Annotated in this window: 16 protein-coding genes; 12 read left to right on the plus strand and 4 right to left on the minus strand. The window is 44.3% G+C overall.

Annotation, left to right across the window (positions count from 1 at the left end; genetic code table 11):
* Positions 1-304 precede the first annotated feature (304 nt).
* The 3 genes from AAFM34_RS16820 (at position 305) to dnaJ (ending at position 5070) form a co-directional block, all read left to right on the plus strand.
* Positions 305-1576 (plus strand): dicarboxylate/amino acid:cation symporter, encoded by a 1272-nt coding sequence (locus AAFM34_RS16820; RefSeq protein WP_341664795.1) that lies wholly within the window; start codon positions 305-307, stop codon positions 1574-1576.
* A gap of 239 nt (positions 1577-1815) precedes the next feature.
* Entirely contained in the window at positions 1816-3732 is a 1917-nt protein-coding gene (dnaK, locus tag AAFM34_RS16825; protein ID WP_341664771.1) for a molecular chaperone DnaK, read from the plus strand.
* A gap of 189 nt (positions 3733-3921) precedes the next feature.
* Complete coding sequence (dnaJ, locus tag AAFM34_RS16830; RefSeq protein WP_341664773.1) at positions 3922-5070, plus strand: molecular chaperone DnaJ; 1149 nt, start codon at positions 3922-3924, stop codon at positions 5068-5070.
* A 42-nt stretch (positions 5071-5112) separates the two neighbouring features.
* Here the strand turns inward: dnaJ and AAFM34_RS16835 are convergent, their stop codons facing one another.
* Positions 5113-5547 (minus strand): type IV pilin protein, encoded by a 435-nt coding sequence (locus tag AAFM34_RS16835; RefSeq protein ID WP_341664775.1) that lies wholly within the window; start codon positions 5545-5547, stop codon positions 5113-5115.
* Between the two features lie 106 nt (positions 5548-5653).
* Here AAFM34_RS16835 and AAFM34_RS16840 point away from each other — a divergent pair, with 106 nt between their 5' ends.
* The 5 genes from AAFM34_RS16840 (at position 5654) to tadA (ending at position 9045) form a co-directional block, all read left to right on the plus strand.
* Positions 5654-6145 (plus strand): GspH/FimT family pseudopilin, encoded by a 492-nt coding sequence (locus AAFM34_RS16840; RefSeq protein ID WP_341664777.1) that lies wholly within the window; start codon positions 5654-5656, stop codon positions 6143-6145.
* A complete protein-coding gene (locus AAFM34_RS16845) occupies positions 6139-6780 on the plus strand; it encodes a prepilin-type N-terminal cleavage/methylation domain-containing protein (protein WP_341664780.1) in 642 nt (213 codons plus the stop codon). Before AAFM34_RS16840 ends, AAFM34_RS16845 begins: the two co-directional genes overlap by 7 nt.
* Position 6781: 1 nt before the next feature.
* A complete protein-coding gene (locus tag AAFM34_RS16850; protein WP_341664782.1) occupies positions 6782-8068 on the plus strand; it encodes a hypothetical protein in 1287 nt (428 codons plus the stop codon).
* Entirely contained in the window at positions 8058-8441 is a 384-nt protein-coding gene (locus AAFM34_RS16855) for a prepilin-type N-terminal cleavage/methylation domain-containing protein (protein ID WP_341664784.1), read from the plus strand. The genes AAFM34_RS16850 and AAFM34_RS16855 overlap by 11 nt, the downstream gene beginning before the upstream one ends.
* Before the next feature lie 103 nt (positions 8442-8544).
* The gene (gene tadA, locus AAFM34_RS16860) at positions 8545-9045 is read left to right on the plus strand and encodes a tRNA adenosine(34) deaminase TadA (protein ID WP_160926079.1); all 501 of its coding nucleotides are present in this window, start codon (positions 8545-8547) and stop codon (positions 9043-9045) included.
* Between the two features lie 91 nt (positions 9046-9136).
* Here tadA and AAFM34_RS16865 read toward each other — a convergent pair whose 3' ends face one another.
* Complete coding sequence (locus AAFM34_RS16865; RefSeq protein ID WP_275895331.1) at positions 9137-9271, minus strand: hypothetical protein; 135 nt, start codon at positions 9269-9271, stop codon at positions 9137-9139.
* A 102-nt stretch (positions 9272-9373) separates the two neighbouring features.
* Complete coding sequence (gene mltF, locus AAFM34_RS16870; RefSeq protein ID WP_341664797.1) at positions 9374-10891, minus strand: membrane-bound lytic murein transglycosylase MltF; 1518 nt, start codon at positions 10889-10891, stop codon at positions 9374-9376.
* A 286-nt stretch (positions 10892-11177) separates the two neighbouring features.
* Between mltF and purL the strand changes: the two genes are divergently transcribed.
* Positions 11178-15098 carry a phosphoribosylformylglycinamidine synthase gene (purL, locus tag AAFM34_RS16875; RefSeq protein ID WP_341664787.1) on the plus strand — a complete coding sequence of 1307 codons (3921 nt, stop codon included), beginning with the start codon at positions 11178-11180 and terminating at the stop codon, positions 15096-15098.
* Between the two features lie 138 nt (positions 15099-15236).
* Complete coding sequence (locus tag AAFM34_RS16880) at positions 15237-15425, plus strand: DUF4250 domain-containing protein (RefSeq protein WP_152429742.1); 189 nt, start codon at positions 15237-15239, stop codon at positions 15423-15425.
* A 14-nt stretch (positions 15426-15439) separates the two neighbouring features.
* On the opposite strand, the gene AAFM34_RS16885 is transcribed toward AAFM34_RS16880, so the two are convergent.
* Entirely contained in the window at positions 15440-15829 is a 390-nt protein-coding gene (locus AAFM34_RS16885) for a nuclear transport factor 2 family protein (RefSeq protein WP_341664790.1), read from the minus strand.
* Positions 15830-16654: 825 nt separating this feature from the next.
* Here AAFM34_RS16885 and AAFM34_RS16890 point away from each other — a divergent pair.
* Positions 16655-16990: a hypothetical protein gene (locus AAFM34_RS16890; RefSeq protein WP_341664792.1), complete on the plus strand. Its 336-nt coding sequence runs from the start codon at positions 16655-16657 to the stop codon at positions 16988-16990.
* A gap of 141 nt (positions 16991-17131) precedes the next feature.
* A complete protein-coding gene (locus AAFM34_RS16895; protein ID WP_341664793.1) occupies positions 17132-17464 on the plus strand; it encodes a hypothetical protein in 333 nt (110 codons plus the stop codon).
* Positions 17465-17521 lie beyond the last annotated feature (57 nt).

The raw sequence follows: 17521 nt of genomic DNA on the forward strand, positions 1-17521 counted from the left end.
CTGATGGGATCATTCAATTGATCTGCCGATTAATGTTTAACTGATCGGCATTAGGCGTTTGCCTCTCTTTTTTTATCTCGTCAGATCACTTGTAAGACGGCTGCCGAATATATTGATTTATTGAATTATTTCTCGGTGGCTAATGATAAGAAAATAAATTTCCTATTGGATATATGTAACATTAACGTAAACAACGGCTTTATTTTGTTATCGTTGTGTGTATTATGTGCGACTTCCATCACTTTAATGGGCGGATTAAATTATAAAACCATAAAATACATACACAACATCTCGGAGATGCATGATGGACAAATCTCTATCGAGCAAAATTTTTGTAGGCTTATTCGCAGGCCTACTTATAGGTACTGCTATCCAGTACCTGTTTAACGGAGTCGCTATCTTTGATACTTATCTACTCGGCGCAGCGGAAGGTGCAGGGGGGATGTTTGTATCATTGATCAAACTTCTTGTTGTCCCTTTAGTATACGTATCTATCGTATGTGGTATCGTTGATCTGAAAGACATCACCGCCTTTGGTCGTTTAGGTGGTAAAACCTTTGCACTTTACATCATCAACACCATTATCGCGATTGCGGCAGCATTGACGGTAGGTCTACTTGTTCAGCCGGGTGCAGATGCTAATCTAGCGGGTACAATTTCGGAGTCGGTTAAACTGACCACCACTGAGACGCCAGATATTTTCTCTCTCGTTGTTAATATTGTTCCTAGCAACCCTGTTCAAGCATTTGCTAATGGTGACATGCTGCAAATCATTTTTATGGCTATTCTGACTGGTCTTGCAATCCAAGCTTTGGATTCACGAGGTGGTCCAGCCATTCGCACTTTTAAGTTAGCCAATGAGATCATGATGAAGTTGGTTGGCTTGGTGATGAGCCTTGCGCCATACGGTGTTTTTGCGCTTATGATCCAACTAGGTGCAACGCTAGATGCACACACTCTAGCATCGGTAGCAAGTTATGTGGCGTTAGTGATTGCCATGCTGGTGTTCTGGATCTTTGTGTTCTATCCAATGGCGGTAGGTATTGCAACAGGCACGTCTCCTAAGACTTTCCTTCGTGCAACTCGTGAGCAAATTCTGTTTTCATTATCGACAGCAAGTTCGAATGCGACTATCCCTGTCACAATGAGAACTTTGACAGAGAAACTAAAGGTATCGGAATCAGTTGCAGGTTTTGGTGTGCCACTTGGCGCAACCATGAATATGTCTGGTGTATCTATTTACATTGCGCTTGCGACTATTTTCGTTGCCAACGCTTTTGGTCAACCAATTAATACCGCAGATGTATTTACCCTTGGTTTGACGATTCTTCTTTTGTCTATCGGTGCTGGCGGCGTCCCTGGTGGCGGCGTGGTTATGGTTGGTGTGTTGCTGCACCAATTGGGTTTGCCACCGGAAGGTTTAGCTATTATTGCAGCGGTAGACCGTATCAATGATATGTTCTGTACTTCATCCAATGTTGTTGGTGATACGGCAGTTAATACCATTGTCGCTAAAACAGAAGGCGAAATAGGTAAACAAGAGCAGGAAGTAAAAACAGCGCAAGCTAATGCTTAAAGTTTGAACAACTATTCTTATTTAGAAAACGAGGTTAATAGCCTCGTTTTTTTATATTCAATTTTTTTGCACTTTTTTTTCATTATCCCCTTGAAAAGACATTTAGCGCCCCTATCTATTTGGCATAAGTGAAACAAACAAAATTATTTTAGTTTGTGGATAAGGGTTGAATCCCTATTCTCCATCCCCACATAGGGGATATAGCAAAACGAAAATAGAATTTATTCGGAGATAACCTGATGGGTAAAATCATTGGTATTGACTTAGGTACTACTAACTCTTGTGTTGCTGTTCTTGACGGTGACAAGCCTCGCGTAATTGAGAACGCAGAAGGCGAGCGTACAACGGCATCGGTTATTGCATACACAGATGGCGAGACTCTAGTAGGCCAGCCAGCAAAACGTCAAGCGGTAACCAACCCTGAAAACACATTATTCGCTATCAAGCGTCTAATTGGTCGTCGCTTCGAAGATGAAGAAGTTCAGCGTGATATCGAAATCATGCCTTACAAAATCGTTAAGGCAGATAACGGTGACGCTTGGGTTGAAGCTCAAGGCCAAAAAATGGCGGCTCCTCAAGTATCAGCTGAAGTACTGAAAAAAATGAAGAAAACAGCTGAAGACTTCCTTGGTGAGGAAGTAACTGGCGCTGTTATCACAGTTCCTGCTTACTTCAATGATGCACAGCGTCAAGCTACAAAAGATGCAGGTCGCATTGCTGGTCTAGAAGTAAAACGTATTATCAACGAGCCAACGGCTGCTGCACTAGCATACGGCCTAGACAAGCAAGGTGGCGATCGCACTATCGCTGTTTACGACCTTGGTGGTGGTACATTCGATATCTCTATCATTGAGATTGATGAAGTTGAAGGCGAGAAAACATTCGAAGTACTAGCAACTAACGGTGACACTCATCTAGGTGGTGAAGACTTTGACAACCGCATGATCAACTACTTGGTTGACGAGTTTAAGAAAGAGCAAGGCATCGATCTTAAGAACGATCCTCTAGCAATGCAGCGTGTTAAAGAAGCAGCAGAAAAAGCGAAGATTGAACTTTCTTCTACTTCACAAACTGACGTAAACCTACCTTACGTAACTGCTGATGCGACTGGTCCTAAGCACATGAACGTTAAAGTGACTCGTGCAAAACTAGAATCTCTAGTTGAAGACCTAGTACAACGTTCTCTTGAGCCTCTAAAAGTTGCTCTGGCTGACTCGGATCTTTCTGTTGGTGACATCACTGACGTTATCCTAGTAGGTGGCCAGACTCGTATGCCAATGGTTCAAGCTAAAGTAGCTGAATTCTTCGGTAAAGAAGCACGTAAAGATGTGAACCCTGACGAAGCAGTAGCTATGGGTGCTGCAGTTCAAGGTGGTGTTCTAGCGGGTGATGTTAAAGACGTTCTTCTACTAGACGTAACGCCTCTGTCTCTAGGTATCGAGACTATGGGTGGCGTGATGACTAAGCTAGTTGAAAAGAACACAACTATCCCAACCAAAGCGAACCAAGTTTTCTCTACAGCAGAAGACAACCAGAATGCGGTAACTATCCACGTTCTTCAAGGTGAGCGTAAGCAGGCTATGTACAACAAGTCTCTAGGTCAATTCAACCTAGAAGGTATTCAGCCAGCGCCTCGTGGTATGCCTCAAATCGAAGTAACTTTCGATCTTGACGCGGACGGTATCTTGCACGTATCTGCAAAAGATAAGCAGACAGGTAAAGAGCAGAAGATCACTATCCAAGCGTCTGGCGGTCTAAGCGATGACGAAATCGAGAAAATGGTTCAAGAAGCAGAAGCAAACAAAGAAGCGGACAAAAAGTTCGAAGAGTTAGCAACTGCACGTAACCAAGCTGACCAAATGATCCACGGTACTCGCAAGCAAGTTGAAGAAGCAGGTGAAGCTTTGCCAGCAGAAGACAAAGAGAAAATCGAAGCGGCTATCTCTGAGCTTGAAGAAGTGAAAGGCGGCGACGACAAAGAAGCGATCGATACGAAAGTTCAAGCGCTAATGACGGCTTCGCAAAAGCTAATGGAAATCGCTCAGCAACAAGCTCAAGCACAACAAGCAGCAGGCGCGGAAGCTGGTGAACAGCCTAAGCAAGAAGACGATGTTGTTGATGCTGAATTTGAAGAAGTGAAAGACGAGAAAAAATAAGTTTTAACTCGGACTTAGCTTAATGCATAATTGCGGGCGTTTGGGGTAACTCATGCGCCCGTCTGTTTGTAATTGACTTGTCAGTCTAGATAATGGTTCCCGAAGCTGTGATCTCGAATTTTTATCTAGAATGATATAAACACCAAGCGATAATAGGTCGTTTGCAGTAATAAATTGGTGACGAAGAAAATGTCAAAACGTGATTTTTACGAAGTATTAGGCGTAGGCCGTGATGCATCAGAGCGCGATATTAAAAAGGCTTACAAGCGCCTTGCAATGAAATTCCACCCTGATCGCAATCAGGGTGATGAGTCTGCTGCAGAAAAATTTAAAGAAGTAAAAGAAGCGTACGAAATCCTGCTTGATCCTCAGAAAAAAGCAGCCTATGACCAATATGGCCATGCTGCATTTGAACAAGGTGGTATGGGTGGCGGTGGCTTCGGTGGCGGCGGAGCTGGTGCTGACTTTGGCGATATTTTTGGCGATGTGTTTGGCGATATCTTTGGCGGTGGTCGTCGAGGTGGTGGTCAGCAACGTGCGCAGCGCGGTGCCGATTTACGCTATAACATGGAACTGTCGCTGGAAGATGCTGTGCGTGGCATCTCTAAAGAAATTGAAGTTCCAACCTTAGTTAACTGTGATGTTTGTGACGGTAGCGGAGCGAAAAAAGGCTCATCGCCAGAAACCTGTGGTACTTGTCATGGACACGGTCAGGTGCAGATGCGCCAAGGTTTCTTTGCCGTTCAGCAAACCTGTCCTACTTGTCATGGTAAAGGCAAGGTGGTCAAAGACCCATGTAATTCATGTCATGGTCAGGGCCGCAAACAAAAGACCAAAACACTCAATGTTAAAATTCCTGCAGGTGTTGATACTGGCGATCGCATTCGCTTATCTGGTGAAGGTGAAGCAGGAGAAATGGGTGCGCCAGCCGGTGACTTGTATGTCCAAGTTCATGTTAAGGAACACCACATTTTTGAGCGCGATGGCAACAACCTTTACTGTGAAGTACCAGTGAGTTTTGCAATGGCTGCTTTAGGCGGCGAAGTAGAAGTGCCGACTCTCGATGGTCGAGTCAACCTTAAAGTACCAACTGAAACGCAAACTGGCCGTATGTTCCGTATGCGTGGTAAAGGTGTTAAAGGCGTTCGTGGCGGTGGTGTTGGTGACTTGATTGTGAAACTGGTCGTTGAAACGCCTGTCAACCTAAGCAATCGCCAAAAAGATTTGCTGAAAGAGTTTGAAGAGTCATGCGGCGGTGAAGCGGCAACTAAGCACAAGCCCAAAGCAGAGGGTTTCTTCAACGGCGTCAAAAAGTTTTTTGATGACCTGACCAGCTAAGTATTAGACTGATTATAAAGCCTGCATAGATTGCAGGCTTTTTTATTGCCAGCAGCCTGAAGGAAACTCTCTATTATTCGCATCAAGACTAAGATAGTTAGCATTATTGGCAATAAGGCAGCTATCAAGAGTTTGCTGGCTTTGCTCTTGGGCAATGGCTTTGATTACATAGGGTGAGTTAGTACTTGCCTGTATTTCAAAAACAAAGTGCTCCGGCTCAGAGCGACAAATAAGACATTTTCCGTTAGAGATTAAACCTTCCCAATGGTAACCCTGATTATAACCATGCTCTATTTCTAGTTGCAGCTTAGTGAGATCGCTAATGGCCGTCGTCCTGTGCGCTGCCCTTATTTGCTGCTGGTAATTGGGGTAAGCAAATAGCGCGAGCAGACCGATTAAGGCGACAACAAACAAGAGTTCGATTAACGTCATTGCCTTTACACTTTTCTTACTCAATTTGCAGCGATTTACAAGCATTGTCTCGAATCCTATTTATTATCCAGCATGGGTTATTGTTGAGCAGTGCTAGCATCAAACCAAGCATGGTTTTGGGCACATGACTGCTTGCAGGAGAAGTTGAGAAATGACTCGTGGATTTACCTTATTGGAGCTGGTGATTGTCATCGGACTGATAAGCATGACACTTTTATGGGCGATCCCCAGTTTCCGTTCGGTGTCAGAAACGGCCAACATGACTCGCCTTGCTAGTGAATTATATGGATTTATAGTTCAGGCTAAATCGCAAGCCAAATTACGAAGGCAGCCTTTATGGATTCATATTGTTGAGTCAGGCAAAAATTGGGAGTTAAGACTCACGGATGATCAGGATAGAACACAAGGAAGGTTAATCACAAAGCTCTCTGGCTTGTCATTTAAAAGCATTTCTCTTTTCTCAAATCACAGTGCCAATCGAATCAGTTTTGATGCTAGCCATGGAAGGCCTAAAAGTGGGAGCTTGGTTTTTTACCCTTCACTTAACCCTGAACTTAGTCTTGAACTGAGAACCCATTTTCGTTCAGCAATGGTTCGTGTATGTGCGCCTAGCACTGCGCATTTAGGTTATGACGTATGTTAAAGTCCAAAAGTTACTATCAGGGAATGAGCCTTGTTGAATGCCTTGTGTCAGTGGCAATTAGCCTGATAGTGATTGCGACACTAATGAGTTTACTGCTGCATAATGCTCAAATAGCGAATGCGGGTATTAAGCAAAGGCTGCTGCAACAGAGCACGCACAGTGTTAGCCAAATGATAAAGCATGATTTATATCGCGCGGGCTACGGTGGTGAATTAGGCCGAGTGATTAAAATCTCAGGCGCCGATAGTGTTTATCATTGGCTGCAAAACTCGGCGACTTCCTTGTTAGGTTATGCATACCTTGCTGGTGAACTAGGTTCAAAGGAAGCTTACGTGAACGTGGTTTATATAAATGATAGCCGTTATCCAAACCAGCTTAGAGTCTGCGAGGTTAAGCTACCTAGGGTGATATCAGTGACGGAAGCTGCCAATTTTAATACCTACTTTGGTAATCGATGTAATACCTTGTTTGACAGTAAGCAAATAATGGTGACTGAGTTTGATTTAAAGAGCGCAGCTCTGCCAACTAGCTTGCCTTCATCTACTTTGCTCACAGTTTCAATAACAACCGCACTTACCGATTCGCCAGAGCAAAGTTTATCTGTCTCGTTTGTTCTACAGTCGAGAAACTCATGATATGAAGACTCAGTTTGGCGCAACAAGCATTATTATGACTAGCTTAATGATGAGTCTCATCCTAGTGTTTGTGATGACCAGTGCTAAGGGGATATTTTATCAACTAAAGGCCAGCAACAATCAGATTGATAGTCGTCGCTCTTACTGGAGAGCAGAAGGAGGGCTTGAATGTGCATTCGCCAAGATGCTAGCCAGTCGAGAGCTCACACATAACTTTAAAAGCTGTATCGAATTACTTGATTTAGACGAGTTAAGCCTTGAGCAAGGTCGCCCTAACCTTATTTATTCACGTAGTGATTATGTGACTTTATCTAAAGCTTTTTATTTGCCGAGGCTACAAATAAAAAGTCCGATTACCACTCGTTCGCCTTTGTTGGTGAAGGGCAATTTAAAAATCGCGCCTCATGTGGGAGATAGAATAAATAGCGCCGAATGGGAATGTTATTCGATTCGCTATGCTGGAGAGCTGTATGCACTAAGCTTTGCAACTAAATACCCTATGTCGCAGTATGTGAGTGAGCAAAATACTTCTCGTATCGATACACAGGTTCGCCCTCAATGTGCAGGCTCACATTTTACTCGCTTGGCATGGCAGCCTGAAGATACGCAAAAAGACTTTCGTTTTGAGCCAGAAGTAGACCCTTTCAAAGAAGTGTTTAATCTTGGCCGGAGCCAGTGGTTTAGGATAATGTCTGATACATCGAGAATTGCTCACGTTCCAGTAACCCTGACCAATGCGCTGCCAACTAGAGCTGATCTTCTTCCAAAACCTAGGTTTCACCATACATGCGTCAGTCAAATACTTACTTTGATCAGATCGTTTCATGATTTGATTTGGGTATATGGCGGATGTGAGCTGTTGGAGCAGGATATCGCTTCTATTAACCTTGCCATTGAACGGTATTTAGATTCGGGTTTACTACTGGTGTTACATAACGGTATTGTCTCTATCTCTTCGCAGCAGCCTCTCAATGGGCTTATCTACCACTTGGTAACCTCAGAAAATATACAATTTAGCGATTGGTCCAAAACAGCAAACGATAAGCCACCTTCACGTTTAAGCAAAACTATAGCGCAATTACCGGCAGCTCAGCTTAGCAAACAGCAAATCAGTTATTTTCAGCATGGCCGCTTTTACCCGCTTGGAGGTTTGGTCCTTGATGCACCGAATCACTATGCTGTGGTTAACGGTGGGCTGAATACAAAATACAGTCAGCGTGTGACCGAACCAGTGGCCCGATACTTTCACTCGCTCACTTGGGTGCAGGGTAGTTGGTATGATCTTTAATCAAACAGGAATGAGTCTTATTGAGGTTTTAATCGCGCTTGTGATAGTTGCCGTTGGTGCAATTGGACTGGTTAAGCTCCAAGTTGATGTTGAAGTTAAAAGCGAAACCGCTAACCAACGGCTTATGGCGCTCAATCTGGCAGAGTCTAACCTAGAAAGGTTTGCAGCCAATCGAATTTGGCCTAGAGATTGTCACCTAGCATCTAAATGTGTAGCGCCTGAAGATGGCTATTTTCAGGTTCATTGCACAATGGAACCTGTGATCCTTGATGGTACGCAAGTGAACAAAGTTCAAGTGGAAGTGTGCTGGCAAGAGCGAAATAGACACAAACAATCGGTCACACTTGATACCTTGTTTGCTCCGCTGCCTTAAATCTCCTAGTTTTAAGGGAAGTTTGTGTCAATCGACGTACTTTTACTTATCTTGCGTTAACTGTAAAATTCCCCCGTCGTTAATGAAATAGTTAGGAGCGCTTTTGTCACAGCCTCAATTTAGTGAACAAGATCATCTTTTTATGCGCAGAGCTATCGAGCTGGCGGCTAAGGCTGAGCAAGAGGGAGAAGTCCCTGTTGGCGCAGTATTGGTCAGAGAAGGCGAGATCATTGCCGAAGGTTGGAATCAATCTATTGCTCATCATGACGCGACGGCTCATGCGGAAATGCAAGTACTGCGCAAAGCCGGCCAGATAATCAAAAATTATCGACTACTTGATACCACACTTTATGTCACACTTGAGCCTTGCCCCATGTGCGCGGGCGCTCTGTTACACAGCAGAGTGAAGCGGATAGTCTTTGGTGCACCAGATCTAAAATCAGGCGCAGCGGGTACAGTGCTAAATCTATTTGAGCATCAAGCCGCCTACCATTATGCCGAGGTAGAACAAGGGCTATTAGAACAAGAATGTCGGTTGCAACTGCAAGCTTTTTTCAAGCGCCGCCGCAAAGAGAAAAAGGCACTAAAACAAGCTAAGGAATAAAACTGTGGGTATGAGAGTCTGTTTCTTTTTATTGCTACTAGATAGCGTTTACATGCAACAGACTCTAGCTAGGGGTACTGATTTATTGGTACTAGGCGCAGATTAACTGCATAAAGGCTCTGTGGCGTGCGATAACTTTTTTCTTATTGTTGCTTAGCATTCTTTTACGACGATTAGCTGCAACAGTTTTACTTAGGCGTCTTGACTGAACTTTGCGTCTACGCATTAAAACACCCTCCTATTCGGGTTGAAATAAACACAAGTTACTATGTATGGGCGCAGAGCAATAATTCAAGTGCCAAGGGACACTTGAATTATGAAACTTTAATTACTCTTGAGTTTGCTCTGATACCGGTTGTGGAAAGGCCTCGCTTGCATTGGAAAGTTCAGCGTCTGGAAGTTCAATCACTGCAATATCATCAACGTTATTGTCACTATTTTCGATCGGTTTTTGGTCAATGTGGCCTATGATACTTTGATAATAGCGACGAATGTTTTCGACATAGTTTCTCGCCTCATCCCCTCGTGCGTATCCATATTTGGTTTGGCTAAAGTATTTCTTCTGCCTCAGTAAGGGTAATCTGTCCTTCACATCTACCCAAGAGTCTGGATTGGCGCCTTGTTTTTTGGTCAATCTTCTTGCATCCATCATGTGGCCATAACCTACGTTGTAGGCAGCGAGAGCAAACCAGATTTTTTCATGTGTCGCAATTGAGTCGGGTATGCGAGACACCATGCGGCGCAGATATTCAACGCCGCCGCGCACTGACTGCTGTGGATCGAGGCGGTTAGTGACGCCGACACTTTTGGCTGTAGGCAAGGTCAGCATCATCATACCTCGTACCCCGGTCGGCGATTTTGCTTTTGGGTTCCAGTGAGACTCCTGATAAGCCAATGCTGCGACTAATCGCCAGTCGAATTCATCTGAATATTGCTTAAACAGTGGTGCCCATTGGGGTAACTTAGAATTCAGAGCGCGGATAAATGCGCGGGTATCGACGTAATCAAAGCTACCTATATGGCCAATGTATTTTTCTTCAAGAGACGCAAGGTGGCCAGATTGTTTGGTGTAGCCAAAAAACTCAATCAGAAGCGCGTAAAGGCTTTCATCTTCAGAACGGCGCACAAACCACGAAATCGGTTGATCTTCAGTAAGCTCAAACGCCACCGCAATCTCTGGATAAACACGCTGTGAAAGTGACAATTCGACGGAATCGGCGACGGTGAACATCAGCTCGCCCTGAGCGACTTGTTTGAGTAAATCACTGACTTCAGCTTCTGGATCAATCTCAAACACAAAGTCTGGGTGATCTTTTTCTCTTAGTGCATTGAGTGTTTTTTTAACGTGCGAGTCACTGACAATTTTAAGCTTAGCTTCTTGGTCACCTTCAGCATCATGTTTGCTGACCAATTGCTCCAGCGTTCTTGGTCGCCAGTTGCCTTTTTTATAAACAATTTGTTGGCTGACATAGTAATAAGCAGGACCTGGGCGAAAACGTTCCATGCGCTCAGGGGATGAAATCAACCCCGCCGCTATGATGTCAATCTCACCTTTTTCAAGGGCAGGATAGAGTGATGAAATGCGATACGCGGGTTTCATCTCAAGTTGAACGCCAAGTTCATTGGCAAACTCTCGCGCCAATTCGTAATCCAAACCAGCAGGGCCATCTGGACCAATATAGTAAGAAAGCTGGTTATTTAATGTTCCGACGCGCAAGACGCCGCGTTCACGGATCTGGTCTAAGTCGCTTTTAGGCTCAGATTCGATTTGGCAGCCAGACAGCATCAAGGCAGAAAACAGTAGTGTGCCAAGATATGTCATAGGGTTTAAGTAATGCTTCTTCATTGACCACATTCTCATACTTCCATTATGAGCATTTATATCAAAGTGTCGTGACAAGGCAAGCCAATCAGGCCCCGTTGCGACGAAAGATTTAAAATTACGATTGTTGCGGTAATTCAAATTTGCTGAAAAAAATGACGCAAACGGTTGCTTTTGGTGTTACATCACAAAAATAAATCCTTTATAATGCGCTCGTCACACAGAGGTAGCATCGGCATAAGTTTGCAAGGTATTGATATAACCTTCTGAATTTATTCCCATATTACCTTAATATAAGAGACCTAAGCACATGAGAATTTTGCGTGGCTCCCCAGCTCTTTCTGAGTTTCGTGTTAACAAACTACTCGAACTTTGCCGTGAACAAGACTTGCCTGTTATAGGAGTTTACGCTGAGTTTATGCATTTTGCTGATCTAACTGAAGACCTAAACGCGTCTGAGCTTGAGAAACTTGAGAAGCTTTTGACTTATGGGCCAACGATAGAAGAGCATGCGCCTCAAGGTCTGTTACTTTTGGTTACTCCACGTCCTGGCACCATCTCGCCTTGGTCTTCCAAATCAACCGATATTGCCAATAACTGTGGCCTAGAAAAAATCAAACGTCTAGAGCGCGGTACGGCTTACTATTTGGAAACGTCGAGCCAGCTATCTGACGCTCAACTAAGCCAAGTTAAAGCCATTATTCATGATCGCATGATGGAAGTGGTATTTACTGAACTTGAATCGGCCTCTGCACTATTTACAGTTGCAGAGCCTGCACCTGTTGCGGATGTGGATATTCTCTCGGGCGGACGCGCGGCACTTGAAAAAGCCAATGTGTCGCTTGGTTTGGCACTAGCAGAAGATGAAATCGATTATCTGGTGGAAAACTTTACCAAGCTTGGCCGTAACCCCAATGATATCGAGCTTATGATGTTTGCTCAGGCAAACTCAGAGCACTGCCGTCACAAAATCTTTAATGCAGATTGGACGATTGATGGTGTTGAGCAGCCTAAATCTCTGTTTAAGATGATTAAAAATACCTATGAGACAACACCTGAGCACGTACTATCAGCTTACAAAGATAATGCTGCGGTAATGACAGGCTCAAAAGTTGGCCGCTTCTTCCCTGACCCAAATTCACGTCAATATACTTATCATCACGAAGATGCGCACATCTTGATGAAGGTTGAAACTCACAACCACCCAACCGCTATTTCGCCATGGCCAGGTGCATCGACAGGTTCTGGCGGTGAAATTCGTGATGAAGGCGCGACTGGAATTGGTGGCAAACCCAAAGCGGGTCTGGTGGGTTTCACGACTTCTAATTTGCGTATTCCAGGCTTTGAGCAGCCTTGGGAAACCGATTTCGGCAAGCCTGATCGCATTGTTAACGCGCTGGATATCATGCTAGAAGGCCCACTTGGCGGCGCCGCGTTTAACAATGAGTTCGGCCGTCCTAACCTTCTAGGCTACTTCCGTACCTATGAAGAGAAAGTGACTTCACACGCTGGTGAAGAGGTACGTGGTTACCACAAGCCCATCATGATCGCGGGTGGTATGGGCAATATCCGCGATGAGCACGTACAGAAAAAAGACATCCCAGTTGGTGCGAGTCTGATTGTACTCGGCGGCCCAGCCATGAACATCGGTCTTGGCGGCGGCGCGGCATCGTCAATGGCATCAGGACAATCAGCAGAAGATTTAGACTTTGCTTCAGTGCAACGTGAAAACCCAGAAATGGAACGTCGCTGTCAGGAAGTTATTGACCGCTGTTGGCAGCTAGGTGATAAAAACCCTATTGCTTTTATTCACGATGTGGGCGCTGGCGGTATTTCGAATGCTTTGCCTGAGCTTGTTGACGACGGCGAGCGCGGCGGTAAGTTCCAGTTGCGTGATGTGCCAAATGATGAACCGGGAATGAGCCCGCTTGAGATCTGGTGTAATGAATCTCAAGAGCGTTACGTATTGGCAGTAGCCAAAGAAGACATGCCTGCTTTTGAAGCCATTTGTCAGCGAGAGCGTGCGCCATACGCTGTGGTTGGTGAGGCGACACAAGAGCGCCACCTTACTCTAGAAGATGCTCACTTTGATAATACGCCTATCGATATGCCAATGGATATCTTACTTGGCAAGCCACCTAAGATGCATCGTGATGCGACCACGCTGAAAGTCGATAGCCCTGCTATTGAGCGAGAAGGTATCGATGTTAGCCAAGCCGTTGATCGTGTATTGCGCCTTCCTGCGGTTGCTGAGAAAACTTTCCTCATCACTATAGGTGATCGCTCGGTCACAGGTCTAGTTGCTCGCGACCAAATGGTTGGTCCTTGGCAGGTGCCTGTAGCAAACTGCGCAGTGACAGCGGCAAGTTATGACACTTACCACGGCGAAGCGATGTCAATGGGTGAGCGCACCCCCGTCGCTCTACTTGATTTTGCTGCTTCTGCTCGCTTAGCCGTGGGAGAGTCACTGACCAATATCGCTGCCACTGATATTGGCGATATTAAGCACATTAAACTCTCTGCTAACTGGATGTCGCCAGCGGGCCACCCAGGTGAAGATGCTGGCTTATATGAAGCGGTAAAAGCCGTTGGTGAAGAGCTTTGTCCTGCGCTTGGTTTGACCATTCCGGTTGGTAAAGACTCTATGTCGATGAAAACTCAGTGGCAGGATAAGGGTGAAGATAAGCAAGTGACCTCACCGCTATCCTTGGTGATCACCGCCTTTGGCCGCGTAGAAGATGTACGTAAAACCGTGACGCCGCAGCTGCTTACACCAGCGACCTGTGAAGGGCTAGGTGACACATCCCTCGTGCTTATCGATTTAGGTAACGGCAAAAACCGCCTTGGCGCGACGGCACTTGCGCAAGTTTACAAACAATTGGGTGATAAGCCTGCCGATGTGGATAACGCAGAGCAGCTGAAAGGCTTTTTTGATGCGATGCAGGCTTTGGTTCGCAAAGACAAACTGCTGGCTTACCATGACAAAGGTGATGGTGGCCTTGTCGTCACTCTGGCTGAAATGGCCTTTGCTGGTCATTGCGGCGTACAGGTTGATCTTGCCAATATTGCCAACATATCAGAGCAAGATGTCTTAGCGACCTTGTTTAACGAAGAGCTTGGCGCTGTATTGCAAGTGAGCAGTGATGAGCTTGACTCGGTACTGTCTATTTTAGCCGCTCACGGCCTTGAGAACTGCACTTATGTTATTGGTAACGTAGAGGCATCAGATAAGTTTGTGATTACATCCGGTGATGAAGTAGTTCTTGATCGATCTCGCACTGAACTTCGCACTATTTGGGCGGAAACTACGCACAAGATGCAAGCGCTACGAGACAACCCAGCCTGTGCTGACCAAGAGTTTGCAGCTAAGCAAGATGACAATGATCCTGGCTTGAATGTGTCTTTAAGCTTTGATGTTAACCAAGACATAGCCGCGCCTTACATTGCTACAGGCGCTCGGCCTAAAATGGCCATCTTGCGCGAGCAAGGGGTGAACTCCCATGTTGAAATGGCCGCAGCCTTTGATAGAGCTGGTTTTGACGCTACCGATATTCATATGAGCGACATCTTGACAGGTCAGGCAGCGCTGGATGAATACCACGGCCTTGTGGCGTGTGGTGGCTTCTCATACGGTGACGTATTAGGTGCTGGTGAAGGCTGGGCGAAGTCTATCTTGTTTAACGATGCCGCTCGCGAGCAATTTGAAGCATTCTTTACCCGTGAAAATACCTTCTCACTTGGTGTATGTAACGGCTGTCAGATGTTGTCGAACCTTAAGAGTTTGATCCCGGGAGCAGAGCTGTGGCCAAGGTTTGTCCGCAATGAATCTGAGCGTTTTGAAGCGCGCTTTAGCTTAGTTGAAGTGCAAAAATCTGACTCTGTCTTCTTTGATGGCATGGCTGGCTCTCGAATGCCAATCGCGGTTTCACACGGTGAAGGACGAGTGGAAGTAACTGGTAGCGATCACCTTGCGGCGATCGAGCAATCAGGCACAGTAGCGGTTCGTTATGTCGACAATTTCGGTAAACCGACTCAGCAGTACCCGAATAACCCCAATGGTTCGCCAAATGCCATTACAGGTTTAACCACTCAAGATGGCCGTGTCACTATTATGATGCCTCACCCAGAGCGTGTTTTCCGCACTGTGGCGAACTCATGGGCGCCAGAAGGTTGGGGTGAAAATGGCGCTTGGATGCGTATGTTCCAAAATGCGCGCAAAAACCTTGGCTAACTGAGTAAGGTTTAAAATCACAAACTCTAAGCGCAGGTCATTGGCCTGCGCTTTATTTTTTGTTTCATTAAATGTCGGTGATTAGGAAAACAACTTGTTTTTGATATAGTAAGCAGGTTAATACGCTAAGGAAAATCAATGAGCCTAGAAAATTTTGAGACCATGGATACCTTTATCCTACTAAGTATGGTGAACATGAAACTTCGCGATGAATTTGGCGACTTAGACAGCTTGGTCACATTCTATGACATCGATAAAACCAAGCTGGTGGAAAAGCTTGCCAAGGCGGGGTTTGAATATTTAGCCGAAGCCAAGCAGTTTCGTTAAGCCTTTGGCCGCCTTTAATGGCGGCTGCCTAAATCTTCATCTTGCGCTTGCCCTTGTATCATTCGTGTCAGCTCCTGACAGCGCACAATTTTGCCCTCAAAAAGAGTGAAGTGGGCAAGTATCTCAAATTTCACACTATCTCCATTCGCCTTATCAGCAGAGACTTGGTGATGGGTAAACACATGCTCCTCTTGGGCTGCGCAGGCAAGTACAGTTACGCGCCTATTTTTCGTCTCTTCTTTCAGCTTGGCCACATGCGCGACAAATTCGGTGTAGCCTAATTCTAAACCATTGACGGTTTGTCGATAACTAGGCGCAAAGTATTGCTCAATTTCAGCTACATCAAATTCTGGGTTGGTCAGCAGCACTTGCAGCGCATTTAAGGTGATTGTTTGGTTGTCCATCGCTTTTCTCCTCATCGTTATGGATGGGATACAGATTACAGAAACAATCACTGGCGAGATTTCGATATTAAGACAACAAGTTTACCTATTCGGCCAAGTTGTGGTGGGGAGAAAACTGTGATGTTTGGCAATTACAAATGAAGTATTAGATAGAAAATTCTCTTATTTAAGATCACTACAATGTAAGCGCTTGAGTCAATAAATAAAAGCAATAAATTTATTGTGAGCAATCTCTAATCATAAAATTGATTTATTGAATGTATATAAATGTAAATTACAATCCCAATCTATTAAATTCCTGATAAATCAATCGCCTGATGAAGTTTAGGCCGTATTATTATTTGGCTAGCGAGTTTTTTATATCCCTCATAGTCTGAATAACCTATGAGAGCCTAAAATGACAGGTTTTCTTGATGACAAGCAGGCTTCAACGTCAATCTTAAAAATTAAATAGGTTAATTATGAAAAAAATAGCTTTAATCTTTACGCTTTTATTTAGTGCTTTTTCTTTTGCTGATGAAATAACTCAAAAACGCATTGTAGATAACATACAAATGGATGCGCACGGGACGTATTACTTTAGCTCGAATGAAGGTTGGGGGGGCCCCAGGCTGCCCTAATGCTAAATATATTTTTATTAGAAAACATGAGGTTCCTGCTTCGGAGGCTATGTTAAGTCTTGTGCTTTCCTCTCAGGCACAAAACCGAACTATTTACGCTAAGGGTAACTGTACTGATGCTGTGCACTTTCAGTTAAATTATATTTTCCAAGGGCCTAAATAAAATCCCAACAACCAATAGTTAATAGAAAACAAAGAGTTAAAAATGAAAAAAATAATCGCATTAGGGTTACTATTCGCCAGCTCATCGGTATCGGCAAATTACGATTGCACGGGTACCGTCAACCATGTTCTTGTTTATGCAGATGGCTCTGTCAATCTGCATGCGACATATAGAAATGGGTACACCTATGTATGTAATCTAAAAAATGATTGGAAAGGAGTGAGCCCACAGGCCTGTAAAGGAATGCTGAGTACTTTATTAACAGCCCAGTCGACAGGAAAAACAATCAACACTTATTATAAATCGTATACCTGTGAAACTTTACCTCACTATGACTCAGCTCCTGGCCCAGTTTATGTAGGTATTGTTAAAGATTAAAAGCAAAAGCTTTTACTAAGGAGGCAAGACTGCCTCCTTTGAAAGAAGGATAATAAAAAATCACCTTTCTAAACCTTATCATCGTTTTTCTATCACTTTTTATCTAAGACTGTTTTCTTTATGTAAATCTAGGAATTCTCAATGAAAATTAAACTTTTACCACTTATTTTGACTCTTATTTCAACATTTTCATTTGCTGATGGATGTGAAAACTGGGGGGGTGAATCAAAAATAGAAATGCTTTACACAACAGTTAATGGCGATATATACATAGGCACACCGCTTGATGAGAGGAAAGCAAACTGTAGTCCAATATCCAATGTTTATTTTACACTAAACCCCCAATCGAATAATGCATCTCAAGTATATTCCAGCCTTTTATCTGCATATATGTCCGATAAAAAAATCGTATTAAGGATCAAAGAAGGTCACCCTAAATGTGAACTAGAGTACGTGCAGCTTAAATCGAAGTAGCCTAGCGCTGAGGAATCCCCTGATAATTTAGATAAAAATCATCAAGTTAAGGTAGAT

This window comes from Vibrio sp. (assembly GCF_038138445.1).
Taxonomy (GTDB): Bacteria; Pseudomonadota; Gammaproteobacteria; order Enterobacterales; family Vibrionaceae; genus Vibrio.